This is a genomic window from Streptomyces sp. NPDC085927, from assembly GCF_044540975.1.
Lineage (GTDB): Bacteria > Actinomycetota > Actinomycetes > Streptomycetales > Streptomycetaceae > Streptomyces > Streptomyces hirsutus.
Genome location: NZ_JBITSN010000013.1, coordinates 1 through 21292, shown reverse-complemented (window position 1 = coordinate 21292; position 21292 = coordinate 1). Strand labels below are relative to the sequence as shown.

Annotated in this window: 15 protein-coding genes and 1 tRNA gene; 8 read left to right on the top strand and 8 right to left on the bottom strand. The window is 71.0% G+C overall.

The genetic code is table 11. The annotated features are described in order from the left end of the window. Positions 1 to 297: 297 nt before the first annotated feature. Positions 298 to 543, top strand: a complete 246-nt coding sequence (locus ACIF80_RS27910; protein WP_399809764.1) for a hypothetical protein — start codon at positions 298 to 300, stop codon at positions 541 to 543. A 112-nt stretch (positions 544 to 655) separates the two neighbouring features. On the opposite strand, the gene ACIF80_RS27905 is transcribed toward ACIF80_RS27910, so the two are convergent. The 4 genes from ACIF80_RS27905 to ACIF80_RS27890 all read right to left on the bottom strand — a co-directional run bounded on the left by ACIF80_RS27905 (position 656) and on the right by ACIF80_RS27890 (position 5526). Then, on the bottom strand, positions 656 to 2224 hold the full coding sequence (locus tag ACIF80_RS27905; protein WP_399809976.1) for a phosphodiester glycosidase family protein: 1569 nt from the start codon (positions 2222 to 2224) through the stop codon (positions 656 to 658). A 470-nt stretch (positions 2225 to 2694) separates the two neighbouring features. Beyond that, complete coding sequence (locus tag ACIF80_RS27900; RefSeq protein WP_399809763.1) at positions 2695 to 3345, bottom strand: YceI family protein; 651 nt, start codon at positions 3343 to 3345, stop codon at positions 2695 to 2697. A 232-nt stretch (positions 3346 to 3577) separates the two neighbouring features. After that, positions 3578 to 4477: a ribokinase gene (gene rbsK, locus ACIF80_RS27895; RefSeq protein ID WP_399809762.1), complete on the bottom strand. Its 900-nt coding sequence runs from the start codon at positions 4475 to 4477 to the stop codon at positions 3578 to 3580. Then, positions 4474 to 5526 (bottom strand): LacI family DNA-binding transcriptional regulator, encoded by a 1053-nt coding sequence (locus ACIF80_RS27890; protein WP_399809760.1) that lies wholly within the window; start codon positions 5524 to 5526, stop codon positions 4474 to 4476. The genes rbsK and ACIF80_RS27890 overlap by 4 nt, the downstream gene beginning before the upstream one ends. A gap of 409 nt (positions 5527 to 5935) precedes the next feature. On the opposite strand from ACIF80_RS27890, the gene ACIF80_RS27885 reads away from it, so the two are divergent. The 3 genes from ACIF80_RS27885 (at position 5936) to ACIF80_RS27875 (ending at position 10231) form a co-directional block, all read left to right on the top strand. Beyond that, complete coding sequence (locus tag ACIF80_RS27885; protein WP_399809758.1) at positions 5936 to 6883, top strand: nucleoside hydrolase; 948 nt, start codon at positions 5936 to 5938, stop codon at positions 6881 to 6883. After that, a complete protein-coding gene (locus ACIF80_RS27880; RefSeq protein ID WP_399809757.1) occupies positions 6880 to 8322 on the top strand; it encodes an MFS transporter in 1443 nt (480 codons plus the stop codon). The genes ACIF80_RS27885 and ACIF80_RS27880 overlap by 4 nt, the downstream gene beginning before the upstream one ends. A gap of 487 nt (positions 8323 to 8809) precedes the next feature. Further along, a complete protein-coding gene (locus tag ACIF80_RS27875) occupies positions 8810 to 10231 on the top strand; it encodes an MFS transporter (RefSeq protein WP_399809756.1) in 1422 nt (473 codons plus the stop codon). Between the two features lie 146 nt (positions 10232 to 10377). Here ACIF80_RS27875 and ACIF80_RS27870 read toward each other — a convergent pair. The 4 genes from ACIF80_RS27870 to sucC all read right to left on the bottom strand — a co-directional run bounded on the left by ACIF80_RS27870 (position 10378) and on the right by sucC (position 14250). Continuing rightward, positions 10378 to 10462, bottom strand: a tRNA-Leu gene (locus tag ACIF80_RS27870). Between the two features lie 141 nt (positions 10463 to 10603). Beyond that, positions 10604 to 12145, bottom strand: a complete 1542-nt coding sequence (locus tag ACIF80_RS27865) for an aldehyde dehydrogenase family protein (protein ID WP_399809754.1) — start codon at positions 12143 to 12145, stop codon at positions 10604 to 10606. A 77-nt stretch (positions 12146 to 12222) separates the two neighbouring features. Further along, the gene (gene sucD, locus ACIF80_RS27860; protein WP_399809753.1) at positions 12223 to 13107 is read right to left on the bottom strand and encodes a succinate--CoA ligase subunit alpha; all 885 of its coding nucleotides are present in this window, start codon (positions 13105 to 13107) and stop codon (positions 12223 to 12225) included. A 12-nt stretch (positions 13108 to 13119) separates the two neighbouring features. Next, positions 13120 to 14250: an ADP-forming succinate--CoA ligase subunit beta gene (sucC, locus tag ACIF80_RS27855; RefSeq protein ID WP_399809751.1), complete on the bottom strand. Its 1131-nt coding sequence runs from the start codon at positions 14248 to 14250 to the stop codon at positions 13120 to 13122. A 213-nt stretch (positions 14251 to 14463) separates the two neighbouring features. Between sucC and ACIF80_RS27850 the strand changes: the two genes are divergently transcribed. The 4 genes from ACIF80_RS27850 (at position 14464) to ACIF80_RS27835 (ending at position 21077) form a co-directional block, all read left to right on the top strand. Next, positions 14464 to 16146 (top strand): thiamine pyrophosphate-binding protein, encoded by a 1683-nt coding sequence (locus tag ACIF80_RS27850; protein ID WP_399809749.1) that lies wholly within the window; start codon positions 14464 to 14466, stop codon positions 16144 to 16146. A 28-nt stretch (positions 16147 to 16174) separates the two neighbouring features. Further along, positions 16175 to 17416 (top strand): formyl-CoA transferase, encoded by a 1242-nt coding sequence (gene frc / locus ACIF80_RS27845; RefSeq protein ID WP_399809974.1) that lies wholly within the window; start codon positions 16175 to 16177, stop codon positions 17414 to 17416. A 4-nt stretch (positions 17417 to 17420) separates the two neighbouring features. Then, positions 17421 to 19565, top strand: a complete 2145-nt coding sequence (locus tag ACIF80_RS27840) for an acetate--CoA ligase family protein (protein WP_399809748.1) — start codon at positions 17421 to 17423, stop codon at positions 19563 to 19565. Positions 19566 to 19688: 123 nt separating this feature from the next. Then, the gene (locus ACIF80_RS27835) at positions 19689 to 21077 is read left to right on the top strand and encodes an OFA family MFS transporter (protein ID WP_399809746.1); all 1389 of its coding nucleotides are present in this window, start codon (positions 19689 to 19691) and stop codon (positions 21075 to 21077) included. Positions 21078 to 21292 lie beyond the last annotated feature (215 nt).

Below are 21292 nucleotides of genomic sequence, written 5' to 3'. Positions count from 1 at the left end.
CGGGAACGGGAAGCGACAGCAGCGGCGCGAACACGCACGGCCGAACTCCCCTCACCGGTCTCGGACATGCGGGCCCGTTACAAAGGCCCGCGCTTACCGGTTCTCGAGTGTAGGGAGGGGTGGGAGGAGGGGCCACGGCTTTTCCCACCACGGGCGAGGCCGCCATGGTTCACCGGTTCCGCTCCTCCGCCCCCACATGTCCGATCCGCGCTCGATCGTGCGAGACGAACCCTTTCCGGCCGGCCACTGCTCTGGAACGTCGGTACGGCCGATGGCAGGGCAACCGAGAAGTACACCGTGACGCTCCCCGAAGAGCCGGCCGAGGCCATCCGCGCCGGCGTAGTAGGTCCCGGTGGGTTCAGCCGCTATGTCACACACGCCATGGGGCGCCGGCGGAAGCAGGGCCGGCTGGGGGAACCTGTCGACTGGTTGGAGACGGAGTACGGCTCTGTGGCCGAGGACGAACCGGCCGCCGCCGAGGCCGAGCTCCGGGAGGACGGCCTGCGCAAGCTCTGCGGCGACCGCGTGGTCGTGTCGTCATGAGCCTGTGACGGCTCGGACGGCGACACCGTCGCGTCTATGTGCGCGAGCGGTTCGTGAGCCCCTGCCCACAGAAGCCGGGGCACACCAAGATCTCCACCGAACCCCGGGCGGTTCAGTTCCTGCGGGGCAGGACCAACAAGGCGTCTCCGACGGGGCGTTCACCGGCGGCGTCGGACGGGTCGTTGATGACACGGCCGTCGGCCACCATCGTGGTCGAGCCGCCGCCGTCGAGGTTGACCGCGTCGCGCAGTCCGAGCGCCTTGGCGACTCCGGCGCTCTCGCCGATGCTGAGCCCGAGGGCGTCGGTGCCGCGCCCGTCGGCGGTGACGAGCACGGTACGGCCGGCGGCGTCCACTCCGGCCAGTGTGCGCGGGTTGCGCTTGTGCACCCAGCCGTAGTACCAGCTCGGGTCGCCCGGGTGCACCATGCCGTCGGTGGCGGGCGTGACGTGGAGCCTTCCGTCGCGGACCAGTTCGGGGCCGGCGTTCAGGACGTCGGTGCGGGGTGAGGGCGAGAACCGGTGTCCGCGTTCGTCCAGCAGGGTCGCCTTGACGCGCAGGCGGTCGCCGACGCGCGCGAGTCCGGTCAGCTCGGCGACGTGCCGACCGGTCGCCTGGACGGAGCTGCCGCCGTCCGGGAGCGGCCCGCCACGGGGTGAGCGCAGCTCGACGACCCGGTCCCGGGCGTCCAGTACGGCCTCGAGCCCCTCGCCCTGCGGCGTGTGCCGGCCGTAGTCCGGTGTGAAGGCGACGAGTTCGTCGGGGTTGGTGCAGGTGACGTCGTGCAGGGGCAGTGCGGTCGGAAGGTCGCCTTCGGTGCCGCCGCAGTTCCTGATCAGGCCCGGTACGCGGTTGACGCCGTTCAGGCGCAGGGAGGAGTCACGACCGACGACCTGTCCTCGCCAGGTGAGCCGGGCGATCTCCGTCCGTCGGCCGTTGTCGTGGACCACCAGGCTGGGGCGCCCGCTCACCGGTTCGCTCAACAGGCGTCCGTCGTACACGCCCACGCCGGCCGGATCGCCCGGCGCGCCCGCTTTCGGGTCGAGGACGAAGAACCCGGCGTTGACCGCCGCGGTCGCGCCGGCCGCCTTCGCCAGGTCGCTGGTGGTCTCGCGGTTCTCCAGGTCCGGACCGTACGAGGCCTCCAAGTCGCCGCGGAACGTGCGCGGGTCGATGGTGAGCACGTCGACCCGCCAGGGGCCGCGGTCCGTGGCGGCGCCGTCCCAGCCGGTGTACACGGCGGCTCCCGCGTGACCGGCCGCCCTCAGTCGTGCTCGTTCGGATGTCGCGGCGGACTGCGAGTCGTAGGAGCCGATGCGGACCCGCCATCCCAGCGTGCCACCGGCGTAGTCGGCCGTCTTCGCCGTCGTCACCTTTTCGACCCGGGCGGTGAAACCGTCCCGTTCGAGTTCGGCGGCCAGTTCGTCGGCACTCGCCCTGTCCTTCAGGGCGGTCGGCGGCGCGTCGGGGTCCGGTGAGGTGTCGCCGCCGGGGATGGAGACCTCGACCGTCCAGTGCAGCGCCGGGGCGTCGGCGCCTCGCACGATGCGGGTGAGGGTGACGCCCGGCTGCAGGGTGGTCGTGGTACGGGTCTCGGTCAGACCGGACGGGCCCAGGGGCAGGGCGGCGTGGTGACGCTGCTGTGATTCCAGGGGCGACGCCGGCACCGCCAGCACGCCCACCGTGACGAGGGCGCCGAGAACGGCACCCGCGCCGGACAGTCTCTTCTTCACCTGCACCGCCTGGAAGGATGGTATGAGGATGTGACCGCGGTTCGCCGGTACCCGTCCCGGAAGACGCGCTGCCGCTGGACCGCGGACCGGATGCGAACGCGCACCATCCCCCCGCCTCGTGCCGACACCACTACGGAGAGCCGACTGCACGCGCTGCACCAGTATCGACCTGTTCCGGCGCACGTCAAGATCCTCGAGAGCGGGACCACGGCACTGCGCATCCGTGGGGGAGGCTGCGCCGGGCCCTGCGTGCCCGGCGCGAGGACCGGCACCGCGCCGATGCCCTGCTCTCGCCCGTCGGCAACCTGGTGGAGGACTGCGGGGACCGGTGACGGTCGGCCGAGGAGGCCGAGCCCGCACCCGGCGCTCCGGGGCGGTGTCCCGGCGCCGGTCGGCGTGCTGTGATCCGCCGGGCGCGGTCAGGGCACGCGGATCGCCGAGATGTCGAACTCGAGCTCGATCTTCTCGCTGATCATCAGGCCACCGGTCTCCAGCTTCGCGTTCCAGGTGAGGTCCCACTGGCTGCGGTTGACGATGGCCGTGCCGTCGAAGCCGATCCGCTCGACGCCGAAGGCGTCGACCACCAAGCCCGTGTAGAGGAGGTCGATGGTGACCGGATGCGTGCGGCCCTTGACGGTGAGGGCGCCCGTCACCTGGAAGCGGTCCTCACCGACCTGCTCGATGCAGGTGCTGCGGAAGTCGATGGTCGGGTAGCGCTCGACGTCGAGGAAGTCGGCGCTGCAGAGGTGGCGGTCGCGCTGCGCGACGCGGGTGTCGACGGTGTCCGCCCGAACGACCACCCCGGCTCCGGAGCCCTCCGGTCGTTCACCGTCCAGGCGGAGCCAGCCGTCGAAGTCGGTGAAGCTCCCCCGGACCCGGGTGACCATGGCGTGCCGGGCGGCGAACCCGATGGTGCTGTGCGCCTGGTCGAACAGCCATTCCCCGGAGATCTTGGCCAGGGAGGGGTCGGCGGCGAACGTCCGGACGCCTGTGCCCGTCGGCGGGGGCGGCGACGGTGTCGGCTTGGTGTCGGCAGACCGTGCGTTGCGGAAGAGGGAGCGGAGGACCATCAGATCTCCCGGGGAGGGTGCATGACAGCCACATGAGCGGCTTCAGGAGACCGCCATTCAACAGGTGTAGGGCACACCGAGACGATCTTGTCCGGATTCTTTCTCAAGTTGAGATCTTCGGCGTGGGCCGGGACCGGCGGCGTGACTGGAGGGGGCCGCGACTCCGGCGGTCCGTGGTGAGCCGCGCCGAGGCCCCGGGCGCGGACCCGGCGCCTCCCGCCGGAACGGCGCTTCAGCCGTTCCCGGCGAGGAAGGCCTCCACCTCGTCGCGGCGGGCGAGCGAGGGCTGGGCGCCTGCTCGGGTGGTGCTGATCGCGGCGGCGGCGCAGGCCCAGCGGGCCGCCTGTTCGAGGGTGCGGCCCTCGGCGAGGGCGACGGCGAGCGCGCCGCAGAAGGAGTCACCGGCTGCGGTGGTGTCCACGGGCCGGACGCTGAACGCCGGAATGTGCAGGTGCGAGGCGCCTTCGAGGAGGAGCACCCCGTCGCCGCCGAGGGTGACGATCACCGCGGCCGTCCCGGTCAGCTTGCGTGCCGCGACGACGACGTCGTCGATCGTCTCCGGTACGGACGTGCCGGTGAGGGCCGCCAGTTCCGTGCGGTTGGGGACCAGCACGTCGACGTGGGACGGAGGGACGGCGCCGGCGACGGCGGGGGCCGGGTTGTGGAGCACGATGCCCCCGGCCAGCCGCGCGGCGGCGTGGTTGGCCTCGTCCGGGACCTCCTGCTGGAGGACGGTCACGGTCGCCTTCCGCAGCAGGTCCGCCGCGGCCTCGCAGTCGGCGGCGCCCAGACGGGAGTTGGCTCCGGGGCTGACGATGATGGAGTTCTCGCCCACCGGGTCGACGGCGATCAGGGCCCGGCCGGTCGGCACTCCGGGGGTGCGGGCGATGTGCGTGGCGTCCACGCCCTCCGCCCGGACGGCGTCGAGCATCACGTCGGCCGCGTCGTCCTCGCCGACCCGGCCGACGAAGGCGACGTTCCCGCCGAGCCGGGCGGCGGCGACGGCCTGGTTGGCGCCCTTGCCACCGGGGTGCTGGGCCATGTCACCGCCGAGGACCGTCTCACCGGGGACCGGATGCCGGGGAACCGGCGCGACGAGATCCAGGTTCAGGCTTCCGACGACTGCGATCACTGTTCTACCTCTGGGGTGCGGGTGCTGCGGGTGTCCTCGGCCGAGGACGCGCGGGGTGCGCTGGAGGCGCGTACGACGAGTTCGGGGGCGAGGCGCACCGACCGGCGCGGCCCGTCCTTCTGCCCGGTCAGCCGATGGCCGAGCAGGTGCACGGCTTCGGTGGCCAGTGCGCGCACGGGCTGGCGGACGGTGGTCAGGCCCGGGTCGGTGAGGTCCGCCATGGGGATGTCGTCGAAGCCGGTGACGGCGATGTCGCCCGGGACGTCCACACCGAGTTGCCGAAGCCGTTGCAGCGCGCCGATCGCGATGAGGTCGTTGGCGCAGACGACGGCGTCCGGCCGGGACGGCAGGATCCGGTCCACCGCGGCCCGTCCCCACTCCAGCGAGAAGTCGCCGAGTTCGACCGGTCCGAAGCCGTGCGGGCCCAGGGCGTCGGCCTCGGCCCGGTATGCCGCGAGCCGCTCGACCGCCGCCGAGCCGGTTCCGCCGGCTCCCACGAAGCAGATTCGGCGGCGGCCGGTGGAGACCAGGTGGTCGAGGACGAGCGCCATACCGGTGGCGTTGTCGGTCGTGACCAGGTCGGCGATGCCGGGGCCGCAGCCGCGGTCCAGCAGCACCAGCGGCACGTGGGCCGCGGCCCTCGTCACCGCGTCCCGGCTGTGCTTCTCGTCGGCGGCGACGACCAGCAGGGCGTCGACCTGCCGGTCCAGGAGGTCGGTGATCCGGGCGGCCTCGGCCTCGGGGTCGTCGTCGCAGTCGGCGAGCAGCACGGCACGCCCCTCGGCGTGCAGGGCGTGCTCCACCTCCCGCACGAGGGAGGGGAAGAAGGGGTTGGTGATCTGCGGCAGGACGAGACCGATGGTGCCGGTGGAGCGGCTGCGCAGGGCGCGGGCGACCTGGTTGGGCCGGTAGCCGAGCTTCTCGGCCGCCTCCCGTACCCTGCGGGCCGTCTCGGCACCGACCGGGCGGGTTCCGGCCAGGACCCGGGACACCGTGGCGACGGAGCAGCCCGACGCGCGGGCCACCTCTCTCAGGGTGACGTCGGTCACCGTACGGCCCCCTTCGGTCGGTTCGGCTGTGCTGGGCCCGGTGGGGCTCCACCGGGCCGAAAGCGGCCCCCCGGAAACAATTTCGGCAAACGTTACCACCAGGAAACCTCCCAGCCCCGGCTCATTTTTGGCGAAGTGTGTGATGTCCGACATTGACAACAGGGAATGCTTGGGTGAGATTCTCGGAGAACGTTTTCCCACAGTGTGGCCGGAGTGGTGGGCAGCGATGTCCGCTCCTGTGGCCGGCGACAGCGGTCCCGTACGTGTCGATTCCCCGGCAACGCGGCGGAGACCGCTGCCACCCCCGGCGCCGGACACGTGAGCCGACGCACCCTCCCCAGTGGCCCGTCCGCGGTCGCTTCGGAGATCCACCTCCTCACAGACCCGCCAGAGCAAAGGGGCTCTTCCGATGACCAGGAAAATCATCCTCGACTGCGACCCCGGACACGACGACGCCATCGCACTGCTGCTGGCGCACGGCAACCCCGACATCGACCTGGTGGCCGTCACGACCGTGGTCGGGAACCAGACGCTGGAGAAGGTGACCCGCAACGCCCTGTCCGTGGCGCGCATCGCCGGGATCACCGGCGTGCCCTTCGCCGCCGGCTGCCCGCGGCCGCTGGTACGGGCCATCGAGACGGCGCCGGACATCCACGGCGAGACCGGTCTGGACGGGCCCGTGCTGCCCGAGCCGACCCTCGAGCTGGACCACCGGCACGCCGTCGACCTCATCATCGACACGGTGATGTCGCACGAGCCCGGCGAGATCACCATCGTCCCGACGGCGGGCCTGACGAACATCGCCCTGGCCGCGCGCAAGGAGCCCCGTATCGTCGAGCGCGTCCGCGAGGTCGTCCTGATGGGCGGCGGCTACCACGAGGGCAACTGGAGCGCGGTCGCCGAGTTCAACATCATCATCGACCCCGAGGCCGCCCACATCGTCTTCAACGAGAGCTGGCCGGTCACGATGGTCGGTCTCGACCTGACGCACCAGGCGCTGGCGACGCCCGAGGTCGCCAAGAGGATCGCCGCGGTCGGCACCAAGCCCGCCGAGTTCGTCGGCGAACTGCTGGACTTCTTCGGCGCCACCTACAAGGAGGCGCAGGGCTTCGAGCACCCGCCCGTGCACGACCCGTGCGCGGTCGCGTACGTGATCGACCCGAACGTCATGACGGTGCGCAAGGCTCCCGTGGACGTCGAACTCACCGGCGGCCTGACCCTGGGCATGACCGTGACGGACTTCCGGGCACCGGCTCCGGCCGACTGCCACACCCAGGTCGCGGTCGAGCTCGACCGCGAGCGGTTCTGGGACCTCGTGGTGGACGCCCTCGAGCGGATCGGCGACGTCGAGGCATGAGCGCACCCACCACCACGAGCCGGCCCGACGAGGCATCGGGCCGGCGCACGACCCGGGTGGGCGTGCTGATGGCCGCTCTCCTCGCCGCCTGTTTCGCCTTCCAGCTCAACGCGAGCATGCTCAGCCCCGCGCTGAAGAACATCGAGGAGAGCTTCGGCGCCAGCTCGGCCGAGATCGGCCTCACCCAGACCGCGTTCTTCACCTCGGCGGCCCTGTTCTCGCTCTTCCTGCCGAGGCTGGGCGACGTCATCGGCCGCCGCAAGGTCCTGGCCGGCATGCTGGCCCTCATGGCCGTCGGCTGCGTCGTCGCCGCCCTGGCGCCGAGCGTGCCCGTGCTGTTCGTCGGCCGCATCATCCAGGGTGTGTCCGGCCCGGTCGTCCCCCTCTGCCTGATCATGCTGCGGCAGGAGGTCACCGAGCCGAAGAGGTACGGCACCCTGCTGGGAGTGATCACCGCCGTCAACGGCGGCATCGCCGGTGTCGACGCCCTCGCCGGGGGCTACCTCGCCGACAACCACGGCTTCCGGTCGGTCTTCTGGACCATGGGCGTCGTAGCGGTCCTCGCCGCCGTTCTGGTCGCCACCCTGACCCCCGAGACCAAGGCGCCCGCTGCGGACCGGATGGACTGGCCGGGTGTCGCGCTCCTCGTCGTGTCCGTCGGCGCGCTGCTCACCGCGCTGAACGAGGCCGGCAAGCTCGCCGACGCCGACTGGCTCCTCGTCGCCGTCCTCGTCGTCGTCGGCGCGGTCGCCTTCGCCCTGTTCTGGCGGACCGAGGACCGCAGTACGCACCCGCTGGTCGCCACCCGGCACCTGAAGCAGCGCTCGACCTGGGCGACCCTGCTGACCACCCTGCTGACCATGACGGGCGTGTTCGCCGTCATGAACGGGCTGATCCCGGCACTCGCCCAGGACGGGAACGCCGGACTCGGCATGAGCGCCGAACAGTCCGCGTGGTGGACCCTCACGCCGTACGCCCTGGCCGGCCTGGCCATGGGGCCTCTCGCCGGCCGGCTCGCCGCCACGCACGGGTACGGCCGCATCCTGCGGCTGGGGCTGATCGGGGCCGTGGCGGGCGTGGTCCTGATGATCCTCACGCTCGACTCCCAGTCCCGCGCCATGCTGCTGCTGACCTCGGTCCTGGTCGGCATCGCCTACGCGGGTGTGGCGAACATCGTGCTCAACGGGCTCGGCATCGTCCTGTCCCCCAAGGAGAATCCGGGATTCCTGCCCGGTCTGAACGCGGGGGCGTTCAACCTCGGCGCCGGTCTCAGCTTCGCGCTGCTGTACGCGGTCAAGACGGCGGCCCTGCCGGACGACCCCACGTCGCCCGCCGACTACACCGCCGGCATGATCGCCGGAGTGGTCATCCTGGCCGCCGCCTTCGCGACGTCCTTCATGATCCCGAAGCCGGTGGAGGCCGAAGCGCGCGACGACTGAGTCAGCCCTTCCGGTACCGCCGCGACCCGGCGGCGGTCCGGTCCGGCGACCTGACAACGGCCTGCGGCACGGGTCCGGGGATTCCTCCCGGATCCCGTGCCGCAGGCCGTTCGCCGTTCGCCGTTCGCCGACCGCTCCGGGTTTGCGTCGGGCCGCTCCCGTTTGTCCCGGCGCGCTCACTCGGCCCAGAAGCACCCACGGGGTCGGCCGCAATCACCCGCCCGGAGCCGCTCTCGACCACCGTCCAGGCCATTGACGTGGGGAAAGGGGACCGGCTCCCGTGGTCCGCCCGCTCACGCTCGGGGCGCCCGGCACCTCAGGCTCATCTCACATCTTGATACACACCGACTGACAAGTGAGATGTTTGGGAACCTTAAGTTGCCTGTACCGTACACACGGATTCTCCCCGGGGAAGACCCGTTGTCGGGCGGGCCGCCGACACCTACCGTCGGCGCCTGTTCTCCGCCCTCGTGCGAAAGACCGAGACATGCCCGCACCAGCCACCAGCACAGCCCAGGCCCCCGCCAACTCGCGGTCCCGCGTCCTCGTCGCGAGCCTCATCGGCACGACGATCGAGTTCTACGACTTCTACATCTACGCGACCGCCGCGGTCCTGGTCTTCCCCTCGCTCTTCTTCCCGAACAGCGACCCGACCACGGCGCTGCTGTCGTCCTTCGCGGTGTTCGGCGCCGCCATGGTCGCCCGGCCGATCGGCGCCATCGTCTTCGGGCACCTCGGCGACCGGCTCGGCCGCAAGGGCACGCTGGTGGCGTCGCTCCTCACCATGGGCATCGCCACCTTCCTCATCGGCATGCTGCCCACCTATGAGCAGGCCGGCTGGATCGCCACCGCGCTGCTGGTGCTGATGCGGCTCGCCCAGGGCTTCGCGCTCGGCGGCGAATGGAGCGGCGCCGCGCTGGTCGCCACGGAGAACGCCCCGAAGAACAAGCGCGCCCTCTACGGCACGTTCCCGCAACTGGGCGCCCCGCTCGGCTTCATCATCGGCAACGGCCTCTTCCTGATCATCGGCGCGCTCCTGCCGTCCAGCGCCGGCGCCGACCCCTCGCAGCCCTCCGAGGCCTTCCTGAGCTGGGGCTGGCGCATTCCGTTCCTGTTCTCGGCCGTGATGGTCGTGATCGGCCTGTGGGTGCGGATGCGCCTGGTCGAGGCGCCGGTCTTCTCCAAGACCCGGGAGGCCGGGCTGGTGCGGAAGCTGCCGCTGGCCACCGTCTTCCGCAGTCACTGGAAGCAGCTGGTCCTCGGCACCTTCTTCATGCTGGCGACGTACGTGCTCTTCTACCTGATGACCACGTTCTCGCTGAGCTACGGCCGTACCGCGACGGACGCCGCCGTGCCCGGTCTGGGGTACAGCTACACGACCTTCGTCCTGATGATGATCTTCGGGGTGCTGTTCTTCGCCGCGTTCACCCTGATCTCGGGCCCGCTCGCCGACAAGTACGGCCGTCGCGCCACCCTGATCTGGGTCACCGCCGCGATCCTGGTCTTCGGGCTGGTGTGGGTGCCGCTGATCGGTATGGGCACGCTCGGTGTGGTGCTGTGGCTGGTGCTCGGCTTCACGCTGATGGGCATGACCTTCGGCCCGATGGGCGCGCTCCTGCCGGAGCTGTTCCCGACGAGCGTGCGCTACACCGGCTCCGGCATCTCGTACAACGTCAGCTCGATCCTCGGCGCGGCCGTCGCCCCGTTCATAGCGGTGGCGCTGTGGGAAGCCGGCGACGGCTCGCCGTGGCTGGTCGGCGTCTACCTCTCCTCGATGGCGCTGCTGACCCTGGTCTCGCTGCTCATCGGCAAGGAGACCAAGGACATCGCCCTGGACGAGGGAGAGACCCCGGCCGGCAACGACGCCACCGACCGGGACGGGTCCCCCGCCGCCACCGCGGCCCGCTGAACCGTCCGCGTCCCACTGCGGCCCTCTTCCCCCGCGTGCATGGGGGGAAGAGTGCCGCAGTGTCGTCTTCGCGGGCGCTTCGCGAACACGAAGAAAGGGCCTCAACCGTTGGGTTGAGACCCTTGCTTTCACATCGCCACAGCGAGTGTCCGAGGGGGGACTTGAACCCCCACGCCCGTTAAAGGGCACTAGCACCTCAAGCTAGCGCGTCTGCCATTCCGCCACCCGGACCAGGTGTCTTGCCGCCGTGTCGGGAGTGATCCCTGCGGCGACGTGGACAACCATACCAAGGTTTCGCAGTGCCTTTCACCTGCGTTTCCGTGCCCCTGGACGGAGGGCCGGACCGCGACGGGCCCAGCCCTCCGGCCCTCGTCACGGCATGAGCTGGTACTCCGGGAAGTTGCCCGGCAGCCGCTCTCCCGCCGGGCCCCGGGTCACGGCACGTACGAGGAGTTCGCCGCCGACGAACGCGCCGCGCCAGGACGCGCCGAACCCGCCGAACAGCTCGTCGCGGTCGCCCCGGGAGCGTGGGGTGCCGTGGCCGACCTTGAAGGCGCGGATCTGCGGGGCGAGCCGGTCGTAGGTGGCCCGGTCGTCCGTGGACAGGGTGGCCACCAGCGCGCCGTTGGACGCGTTCATGGCGGCGAGCAGCTCCGCCTCCGTGTCGACGAGGACGATCGTGTCGACCGGTCCGAACGGCTCCGCGTGGTGCAGCGGGGACGAGCGGGGCGGGGCGAGGAGCGTCACGGGCTGGACGTATGCCGAGGTGTCCTGGCCGGGCAGGAAGCGGGCGTCCTGCGACCGGCCCCGGTGCAGGGGCACGGCGCCACGCTCCACGGCCTCGGCGACCTGGTCGTGCAGTTCCTTCGCCTTGGCCGCGTTGATCACCGGTCCGAAGTCCAGGCGCGGGTAGGGGTCGTCGGGGTGTTCCACGGCGAGCGGGTGACCGATCCTGAGGGTGCGGACCGCGGGCAGGTACGCGGCCAGGAAGTCGTCGAACAGGTGCCGTTGGACGACGAAGCGCGGGTACGCCGTGCAGCGCTGCTTGCCGTAGTCGAAGAGCTTGGGTACGGCGGCCGCGAACGTGTCCCAGTCCGAGTGGTTCCAGATGCCCCAGGTGTTGAGTCCTTCCTGTTCGAGGATGTGCCGCTTGCCGAGGTCGGCGACGGCCGTGGCCACGGCGGCGCCGGTGTCGCGGCCGCCGACGAAGGAGACGCAGCCGATCTCGGGCGCCCTCAGCAGAGCCTCCGACAGTTCGCTCCCGCTGCCGCTGACGAGGGTCACGGGGATTCCCTCGCGGGCGGCGAGCGCCGAGGCCAGGGTCAGGCAGGCGACACCGCCGTCGGTCGGGGTCTTGGCGATGACCGCGTTGCCCGCCAGTGCCTGGACCAGCAGGGCGTGGACGAGCACGCTCATCGGGTAGTTCCAGCTCGCGATGTTGGACACCGGCCCGTCCAGTGGGGCCCGGCCGGCGAGCATCCCGTCGATGCCGTCGACGTACCAGCGCACGCCGTCGATGGCCCGGTCGACGTCCGCCTGGGCGAGCCGCCAGGGTTTGCCGATCTCCCAGACAAGGAGGAGGGCGAGCAGTTCGCGGTGCTCGGTGAGGGCGTCGAGGGTGGCGCTGACGCGGGCCCGGCGTTCCGGCAGCGGGATGTGCCGCCAGGCGCGGTGCTGGCCGAGCGCGGCGTGTACGGCGTGCCGGGCGGTGACCAGGTCCAGGCGCGGCGGGCCCGCGACGGGGCTGCCGTCGACGGGGCTGGCGGCTGGCAGCGCCCGGCCGTCGGCCTGCCAGGCGGCGTTCCAGAGGTTGAGGACCCGGTCGTCCCGGAAGGCTTCCGGGGCGACGGCGAGGCAGCGCTGCCAGGCATCGGTCCAGGAGGTGCCGGCTTTGAGGGTGAGGGTGGATGTCATGCGGTTCGCTCCGCTCTCGGTGCACAGTCGAGAGGAGGGGGCCCGGGGGGCCGCCCCTGGCTGGTGTCGGCTATTGGTCACGGTCCGGCTTCGAGGACGGCGAGTACGTGTCGTGCCGTCTCCGTGGGGGTGCCGCCCACCCGGACGCCGACGGCTTCCAGGGCGTCCTGCTTCGCCTGAGCCGTGCCCGAGGAGCCGGAGACGATCGCGCCCGCATGGCCCATGGTACGGCCCTCGGGTGCGGTGAAGCCCGCGATGTAGGCGACGACCGGCTTGGTGACGTGCTCGCGGATGTAGGCCGCCGCGCGTTCCTCGGCGTCGCCGCCGATCTCGCCGATGAGGACGACGAGGTCGGTGTCGGGGTCGTCCTGGAAGGCGGCGAGGCAGTCGATGTGGGTGGTGCCGACGACGGGGTCGCCGCCGATGCCGACGCAGGTGGAGAAGCCGATGTCCCGCAGCTCGTACATGAGCTGGTAGGTGAGGGTGCCCGACTTGGAGACCAGTCCGACGGGGCCCGGCTTGGTGATGTCGGCCGGGATGATGCCGGCGTTGGACTGTCCGGGGGTGATCAGGCCGGGGCAGTTGGGGCCGATGACGCGGGTGCCCATCCGCCGTGCGTAGGTGGTGAAGGCGACGGAGTCGTGGACGGGGATGCCCTCGGTGATGACGACGGCCAGGCCGATTCCGGCGTCGGCCGCTTCGACGACGGCCGACTTGGCGAAGGCCGGCGGTACGAAGACGACCGTGACGTCGGCTCCGGTCGCCTGTATACCGTCGGCGACCGACCCGAAGACGGGGACGGCCCGGTCGTCGAAGTCGACGGTCCGGCCGGCCTTGCGCGGGTTGACTCCGCCGACGACGTCGGTGCCGGCCGCGAGCATGCGCCGGGTGTGCTTCATGCCCTCGCCGCCGGTCATGCCCTGGACGAGGACCTTGCTCTCCTTGGTGAGGTGGATCGCCATTGTCCGGTCTCCTCAGGCTGTGGTGGCGAGTTCGGCCGCGCGGCGCGCGGCGCCGTCCATGGTGGTGACCTGCTCGACGAGCGGGTGCGCGTGTGCGTCGAGGACGGCGCGGCCCTGGGCCGCGTTGTTGCCGTCGAGGCGTACGACGAGCGGCTTGGTCAGCCGGACGGTGCCGAGGGCCCGGACGATGCCGTCGGCCACCGCGTCGCAGGCGGTGATGCCGCCGAAGACGTTGACGAAGACGGACTTCACGGCCGGGTCGGAGAGGACGACCGAGAGTCCGTCCGCCATGATCTGCGCCGACGCCCCGCCGCCGATGTCGAGGAAGTCGGCGGGCCGGGCCCCGCAGCCGGCGACGACGTCGAGGGTCGACATGACCAGGCCGGCGCCGTTGCCGATGATGCCGACCTCGCCGTCCAGCTTGACGTAGTTGAGGCCCTTCGCCGCCGCGGCCGCCTCCAGCGGGTCCTCGTGGGCGGTGCCCTCGGCGCCCCAGCGGGCCTGCCGGAAGCGGGCGTTGTCGTCGAGGGTGACCTTGCCGTCGAGGGCCATGATCCGTCCGTCGCCGGTGCGGACGAGCGGGTTCACCTCGACGAGCAGGGCGTCCTCGCGGACGAGGACCTCCCACAGGCGGACCAGGACGTCGACGGACTGCGGTGGCAGGCCCGCCGCGTCGGCGATGCGGGCGGCGGTCGCCGAGGTGACGCCCTCGGCGGGGTCGACGGGGATGCGGGCGACGGCCTCGGGGCGGGTGGCGGCGACCTCCTCGATGTCCACGCCTCCTTCGGCGGAGGCGATCGCGAGGAAGCGGCCGGCCGCGCGGTCGAGGACGTAGGAGACGTAGAACTCGTCCTGGATGTCGACGGGCCGGGCGAGCATGACCTTGCCGACGGTGTGGCCCTTGATGTCCATGCCGATGATCTGGCGTGCCGTCAGTTCGGCGGCGGCGGGGTCGGCGGCGAGCTTCACTCCGCCCGCCTTGCCGCGCCCGCCGGTCTTGACCTGCGCCTTGACGACGACCCGTCCGCCGAGCCGGCGGGCGATCCCGCGGGCCTGTTTGGGCGAGTCGGTGACCTCGGCGGCCGGTACCACGATGCCGTGTTCCTCGAAGAGTTCGCGTGCCTGATGTTCGTACAGGTCCATTTCGGCTCCTGTCTGCGAAGTCGCCGGAAGGTCGCGGTGAGGGAGGGAGACGGCCCGGAGTCCGGCGGTGGAAAAGTGCCGCGCACCCCCTGGACACCTCCCATGGGATGCGGGATAACAAGCTTCATACAGTATTCGTCGACTGTATGCAATGTACTGCGGGAGCGGTGCACGAGAGCGTTCCCACCCCCTATGAAGGGACAGGACTTCGCCATGCCCGACGACACACAGGACCTGGTCTCCGGCGGTCACCTCGTCGCCAAGGCCCTCAAGGCCGAGGGCGTCGACCGCATCTACACGCTGTGCGGCGGCCACATCATCGACATCTACGACGGCTGCGTCGACGAGGGCATCGAGGTCGTCGACGTACGTCACGAACAGGTCGCCGCGCACGCGGCCGACGGCTACGCACGCATCACCGGCAAGCCGGGCTGCGCGGTCGTCACCGCGGGCCCGGGCACCACCGACGCCGTCACCGGGGTGGCCAACGCCTTCCGGGCCGAGTCCCCCATGCTGCTGATCGGCGGTCAGGGGGCCCTGACCCAGCACAAGATGGGGTCCCTGCAGGACCTGCCGCACGTCGACATGATGAGTCCCATCACCAAGTTCGCGGCGACCGTGCCGCACACGGCGCGGGCCGCGGACATGGTGTCGATGGCCTACCGCGAGTGCTACCACGGCGCTCCCGGCCCCTCCTTCCTGGAGATCCCGCGCGACGTCCTGGACGCCAAGGTGCCGGCGTCCGCGGCGCGCGTGCCGCGCCAGGGCGCCTACCGCGCCTCGACGCGTTCGCCCGGCGACCCCGAGGCCGTCGAGAAACTCGCCGACCTGCTGGCGCACGCCGAGAAGCCGGCGATCCTGCTCGGCAGCCAGGTGTGGACCACCCGGGGCACCGAGGCGGCCATCGAACTCGTCCGCACCCTCAACATCCCCGCGTACATGAACGGCGCGGGACGCGGCACCCTGCCGCCCGGCGACCCGCACCACTTCCAGCTGTCGCGCCGGTACGCCTTCACGAACGCCGACGTCATCGTGATCGTCGGCACGCCCTTCGACTTCCGCATGGGCTACGGCAAGCGGCTCTCCCCCACCGCGACGGTCGTGCAGATCGACCTCGACTACCGCACCGTCGGCAAGAACCGCGACATCGACCTCGGCATCGTCGGCGACGCGGGACTGGTGCTGAAGTCGGTGACCGAGGCGGCTTCCGGACGCCTCAACGGGGGCGCGTCCAAGCGCAAGGAGTGGCTGGACGAACTGCGGGCGGCCGAGCAGACCGCGCTGGAGAAGCGGCTGCCGCAGCTCAGGTCGGACGCCTCTCCCATCCACCCGTACCGGCTGGTCGGCGAGATCAACGACTTCCTCACCGAGGACTCGATCTACATCGGCGACGGCGGCGACATCGTCACCTTCTCCGGGCAGGTCGTGCAGCCCAAGTCGCCCGGCCACTGGATGGATCCGGGCCCGCTCGGCACGCTCGGCGTCGGGATCCCCTTCGTGCTCGCGGCCAAGCAGGCGCGGCCCGACAAGGAGGTCGTCGCCCTCTTCGGCGACGGCGCCTTCTCCCTGACCGGCTGGGACTTCGAGACCCTCGTCCGCTACGACCTGCCGTTCGTCGGCATCGTCGGCAACAACTCCTCGATGAACCAGATCCGTTACGGCCAGGCCGCCAAGTACGGCAAGGAGCGGGAGCGGGTCGGCAACACCCTCGGCGACGTCCCGTACGACAAGTTCGCGCAGATGCTGGGCGGTCACGGCGAGGAGGTCCGCGACCCCGCCGACATCGGCCCCGCGCTGCGCCGGGCCCGCGAGTCGGGCAAGCCGTCCCTGATCAACGTCTGGGTGGACCCGGACGCGTACGCCCCCGGAACCATGAACCAGACGATGTACAAGTGAGGTGACCCCGGTGACCACCGAGACCGCCATGAACGCACGCACCGCCAAGGCCCTGGACGGCGTCCGCGTCCTGGACATGACGCACGTCCAGTCCGGGCCCTCCGCGACCCAGCTGCTGGCCTGGCTCGGCGCGGACGTCGTCAAGCTGGAGGCCCCGACCGGGGACATCACGCGCAAACAGCTGCGCGACCTCCCCGACGTCGACTCCCTCTACTTCACGATGCTCAACTGCAACAAGCGGAGCATCACCCTCAACACCAAGACCGAGCGCGGCAAGGAGATCCTCACCGAGCTGATCCGGCGCTCGGACGTCATGGTCGAGAACTTCGGGCCGGGCGCCGTCGACCGGATGGGGTTCACCTGGGACCGCATCAAGGAGATCAATCCACGGATCGTCTATGCCTCCATCAAGGGGTTCGGCGACGGTCCTTACACCGCCTTCAAGGCGTACGAGGTCGTCGCGCAGGCCATGGGCGGGTCGATGTCGACCACCGGGTTCGAGGACGGGCCGCCGCTGGCGACGGGCGCCCAGATCGGGGACTCGGGCACGGGCATCCACGTGGTGGCGGGCATCCTCGCCGCACTGTTCCAGCGGGAGTCCACCGGGCGCGGGCAGCGGGTGAACGTGGCCATGCAGCACGCGGTGCTCAACCTCTGCCGGGTGAAGCTGCGCGACCAGCAGCGCCTGGCCCACGGCCCGCTCGCCGAATATCCCAACGAGGACTTCGGCGACGAGGTCCCCCGGTCCGGGAACGCGTCCGGCGGCGGGCAGCCCGGCTGGGCGGTCAAGTGCGCACCGGGCGGCCCGAACGACTACGTGTACGTGATCGTGCAGCCCGTCGGCTGGAAGCCCGTCAGTGAGCTGATCGGCCGGCCGGAGCTGGCCGACGACCCCGACTGGGCGACGCCGCAGGCCCGGCTGCCCAAGCTCGGCAAGATGTTCCAGCTGATCGAGGAGTGGTCCTCGACGCTGCCCAAGTGGGAGGTGCTGGAGCAGTTGAACGCGCACAACATCCCATGCGGGCCGATCCTGTCCACCAAGGAGATCATCGAGGACGCCTCGCTGGCGGCGAACGGGATGGTCGTCACCGTCCCGCACCCCGAGCGCGGCGAGTTCGTCACCGTCGGCAGCCCGCTGAAGCTCTCCGACTCCCCCGTCGACGTGGTCGCCTCCCCGCTGCTCGGCGAGCACAACGAAGAGGTGTTCGTCGGCGAACTCGGCCTCGGCGACGAGGAACTGCGCCTGCTCAAGTCGAACGGGGTGATCTGACGTGATGGCCGAGGACCGCACGCTCCGGGTGCGCGCGCTGCTCGAGGCGGTGCGCGCCGAGGGGCGCACCGCGCTCACCGCGCCCGAGGGCAAGGTGCTGGCGGACGCGTACGGGATCGCCGTACCGGGTGAGGAACTGGCGACGGACGTCGACGAGGCCGTGGCGTACGCGGCGCGGTTCGGCGGGCCTGTCGTGATGAAGATCGTCTCACCGGACATCCTGCACAAGACCGACGCCGGCGGTGTGATCGTCGGTGTGGAGGGTGCGGCCGATGTGCGGGCGGCGTTCTGCCGGATCGTGGAGAGCGCGCGCGCGTACGACCCGGCCGCCCGGATCGACGGCGTGCAGGTGCAGGAGCTGCTGCCGCAGGGACAGGAGGTCATCGTCGGGGCGGTCACGGACCCGACGTTCGGGAAGGTGGTGGCGTTCGGGCTCGGCGGGGTGCTCGTCGAGGTGCTGAAGGACGTCACCTTCCGGCTCGCCCCGGTGGACGCGGACGAGGCGCTGTCGATGCTGGACTCGATCCGGGCGGCGGAGGTCCTGCGCGGGGTGCGCGGGCAGGCCGGTGTGGACCGGTGGGCGGTCGCCGAGCAGATCCGCCGGGTGTCGGAACTCGTCGCGGACTTCCCGGAGATCGCCGAGGTGGACCTCAACCCGGTGATCGCCACGCCGGGCGGCGCGGTCGCCGCCGACATCCGGGTGATCCTGGCGACCGAGATCCCGAAGGAGCGCCGCCAGTACTCGCGTGAGGAGATCCTCGCCTCCATGCGGCGGCTGATGCAGCCGCGTTCGGTCGCCGTGATCGGCGCCTCCGCCGAGCCGGGCAAGATCGGCAACTCGGTGATGCGCAACCTGGTGGACGGCGGCTTCGCCGGGGAGATCCATCCGGTGAACCCCAAGTCCGATGACATTCTGGGCCGCAAGGCGTACAAGAGTGTCACGGACGTCCCCGGTGAGGTGGATGTGGCGGTCTTCGCGATTCCCGCCAGGTTCGTGGCCGCGGCGCTGGAGGAGGTGGGGCGCAAGGGGATTCCGAACGCGGTCCTCATTCCCTCCGGGTTCGCGGAGACCGGTGAGCAGGAGCTCCAGGACGAGATCGTGGCGATCGCCGAACGGCACGGCATCCGGCTCCTCGGCCCCAACATCTACGGCTACTACTCGACGTGGCAGGACCTGTGCGCCACGTTCTGCACGCCGTACGACGTCAAGGGCGGAGTCGCGCTGACGTCGCAGTCGGGCGGCATCGGGATGGCCATCCTGGGGTTCGCGCGCACCACGCGGACGGGTGTGTCGGCGATCGTCGGGCTGGGCAACAAGTCGGACCTGGACGAGGACGACCTGCTGACCTGGTTCGGGCAGGACCCGCGCACCGACTGCATCGCCATGCACCTGGAGGATCTCAAGGACGGGCGGGCGTTCGTGCGGGCCGCGCGCGAGACGGTGCCGAAGAAGCCGGTCGTGGTGCTGAAGGCGGGCCGTACGGCGGCGGGCGCGAAGGCCGCGGGTTCGCACACCGGCGCGCTGGCGGGCGACGACGCCGTGTACGACGACATCCTGCGGCAGGCCGGGGTGATCCGCGCGCCGGGTCTCAGCGACATGCTCGAGTACGCGCGCGCGTTGCCGGTGCTGCCCGCCCCCAAGGGCGACAACGTCGTGATCATCACGGGGGCGGGCGGCAGCGGGGTGCTGCTGTCGGACGCGGTGACGGACAACGGGCTGTCGCTGATGGAGATCCCGCCGGACCTGGACGCGGCGTTCCGCGCGTTCATTCCGCCCTTCGGGGCGGCCGGCAACCCGGTGGACATCACCGGGGGCGAGCCGCCGTCGACGTACGAGGCGACGATCCGGCTGGGTCTTGAGGACCCGCGCATCCACGCGCTCGTCCTCGGCTACTGGCACACCATCGTCACGCCTCCCATGGTGTTCGCGGAGCTCACCGCGCGGGTGGTGGCGGAGTTCCGTGAACGGGGCGTCGAGAAGCCGGTGGTGGCGTCGCTGGCGGGCGACGTGGAGGTCGAGGAGGCGTGCCAGTACCTCTTCGAGCGGGGCGTCGTGGCCTATCCGTACACGACCGAGCGGCCGGTGGCGGTGCTCGGGGCGAAGTACCGCTGGGCGCGTGCGGCGGGGTTGTTGGGGGGCGGTTCATGAGGTGAGCGGCCCGGGGGGCCGGCCGACGGTGCGCGTCGGCCGGCCCCGGGACCCGAACGCGCACGAAAGGCATTGGACAGGGGGCGCTGGCCAGAACTTTCGACGCAAGGGGTGCGACACGACATGACAACGACCGATCTGCGCAAGCCGGTTCCCTACCGGGAGGTGGCCGACGCGAACGGACGCGTCTACCGCCTCGGTGAGACCGACATCGACATCATGGGCCGCAAACGCAAGTGGATGGTCATCCTGCCGTGGATCGGCATGATGGGCATCTCCTCGGCGGAGTACGCGTTCGCTTCCGCCGAGGACACGCTGCACACGGCCCATTCATGGAGCAGCGCGCACATCTTCTGGATGCTGGGCGTGTGGGTGTTCTTCCAGGCGGCGGTGGCCTTCCCTGCGGGCAAGCTGCGGGAGAGCGGGAAACTGCCGGCCCGCTGGGCGATGATGTGCGGCGCGGTGGGGACCCTGCTGGGCTATGTCTCGCTGGCCTTCGCACCGCATGTGATCGTCGCATATCTCGGCTTCGGCATGTTCAGCGGTATAGGTGCCGGCATGGTGTACGCGACCTGCGTGAACATGGTCGCCAAGTGGTATCCGGAGCGCAAGGGCGGCAAGACCGGCTTCGTGAACGGCGGTTTCGCCTACGGTTCGGTGCCGTTCGTCTTCATCTTCACCGGCTACATGGACCTCACCAACTTCCGCTGGGTGCTGGTCGCGGTGGGTGTGTTCCTGGCCGGTGTGGTGGCGGGAGCGGGCTACTTCTTCAAGGACCCGCCGAAGAACTGGTGGCCGGCCGACATCGACCCGCTGCGGAAGCCGACCGACGCGCGCACCCGGCGCGCGATGGAGAAGAACCCGCCGGCCGTCCACCAGTACACCCCCATGGAGGCGTGGCGCACCGGCCGGGTGGGCCTGATGTGGTTCTGCCTCCTGTGCACGTCCGGGGTGAACATCTTCGGTATCGCCTTCCAGGTGCCCTTCGGTGACGACGCGGGCTTCGCGGGCGGCATCGTGGCGACCGCCATGTCCCTGAAGGCGATCGTCAACGGCACCGGCCGCGGTGTCATCGGCTGGCTCTCCGACCGGTACGGCCGCAAGCAGTGCCTGATCTTCGTCTGCATCGTCCTCGGGCTGTCCCAGTACGGCATCCTGTTCTCCGGGAACATCGGGAACCTGCCGCTGTTCCTGCTGTTCTCGTCGATCTCCGGGTTCGGCGGCGGCGCCATCTTCCCGATGTTCGCCGCGATGACCGCCGACTACTTCGGTGAGAACAACAACGCCACGAACTACGGCCTGGTGTACTCCTCGAAGCTCGTCTCCGGTCTGCTCGGATCCGGTATGGGCGCCGTCGTGGTGGCGAGCTGGGACTACGCGGGCGCGTTCGTCCTGGCCGGTTCGATCTCCCTGTTCGCCGGTTGCGTGGCGGTGTTCCTGCACCCCCCGGGGCGGCCCAAGCCCAAGCGGGTCAGCCCGAACCCGCAGCCGCTCGGTGACGAGGCGGCCTGACCCCACGGACCGCCGAAGCCGCATACCGTCCCTGCCCCACGGCACGGCACGAGAGCTTCGTCCACACGGACCGGGCGGGGGCCCCCCCCGCGCGGGGGGGGGGGGGGCGGCGGGGGGGGCCGCGCGCCCCGCGGGGGGGCGGGGGGGGGGGGGCGCCCCGGGGGGGGGGGGGGGGGGGCGGGGGGGGGGGGCCCCGGGAAGGGGGTGTGCTAGGG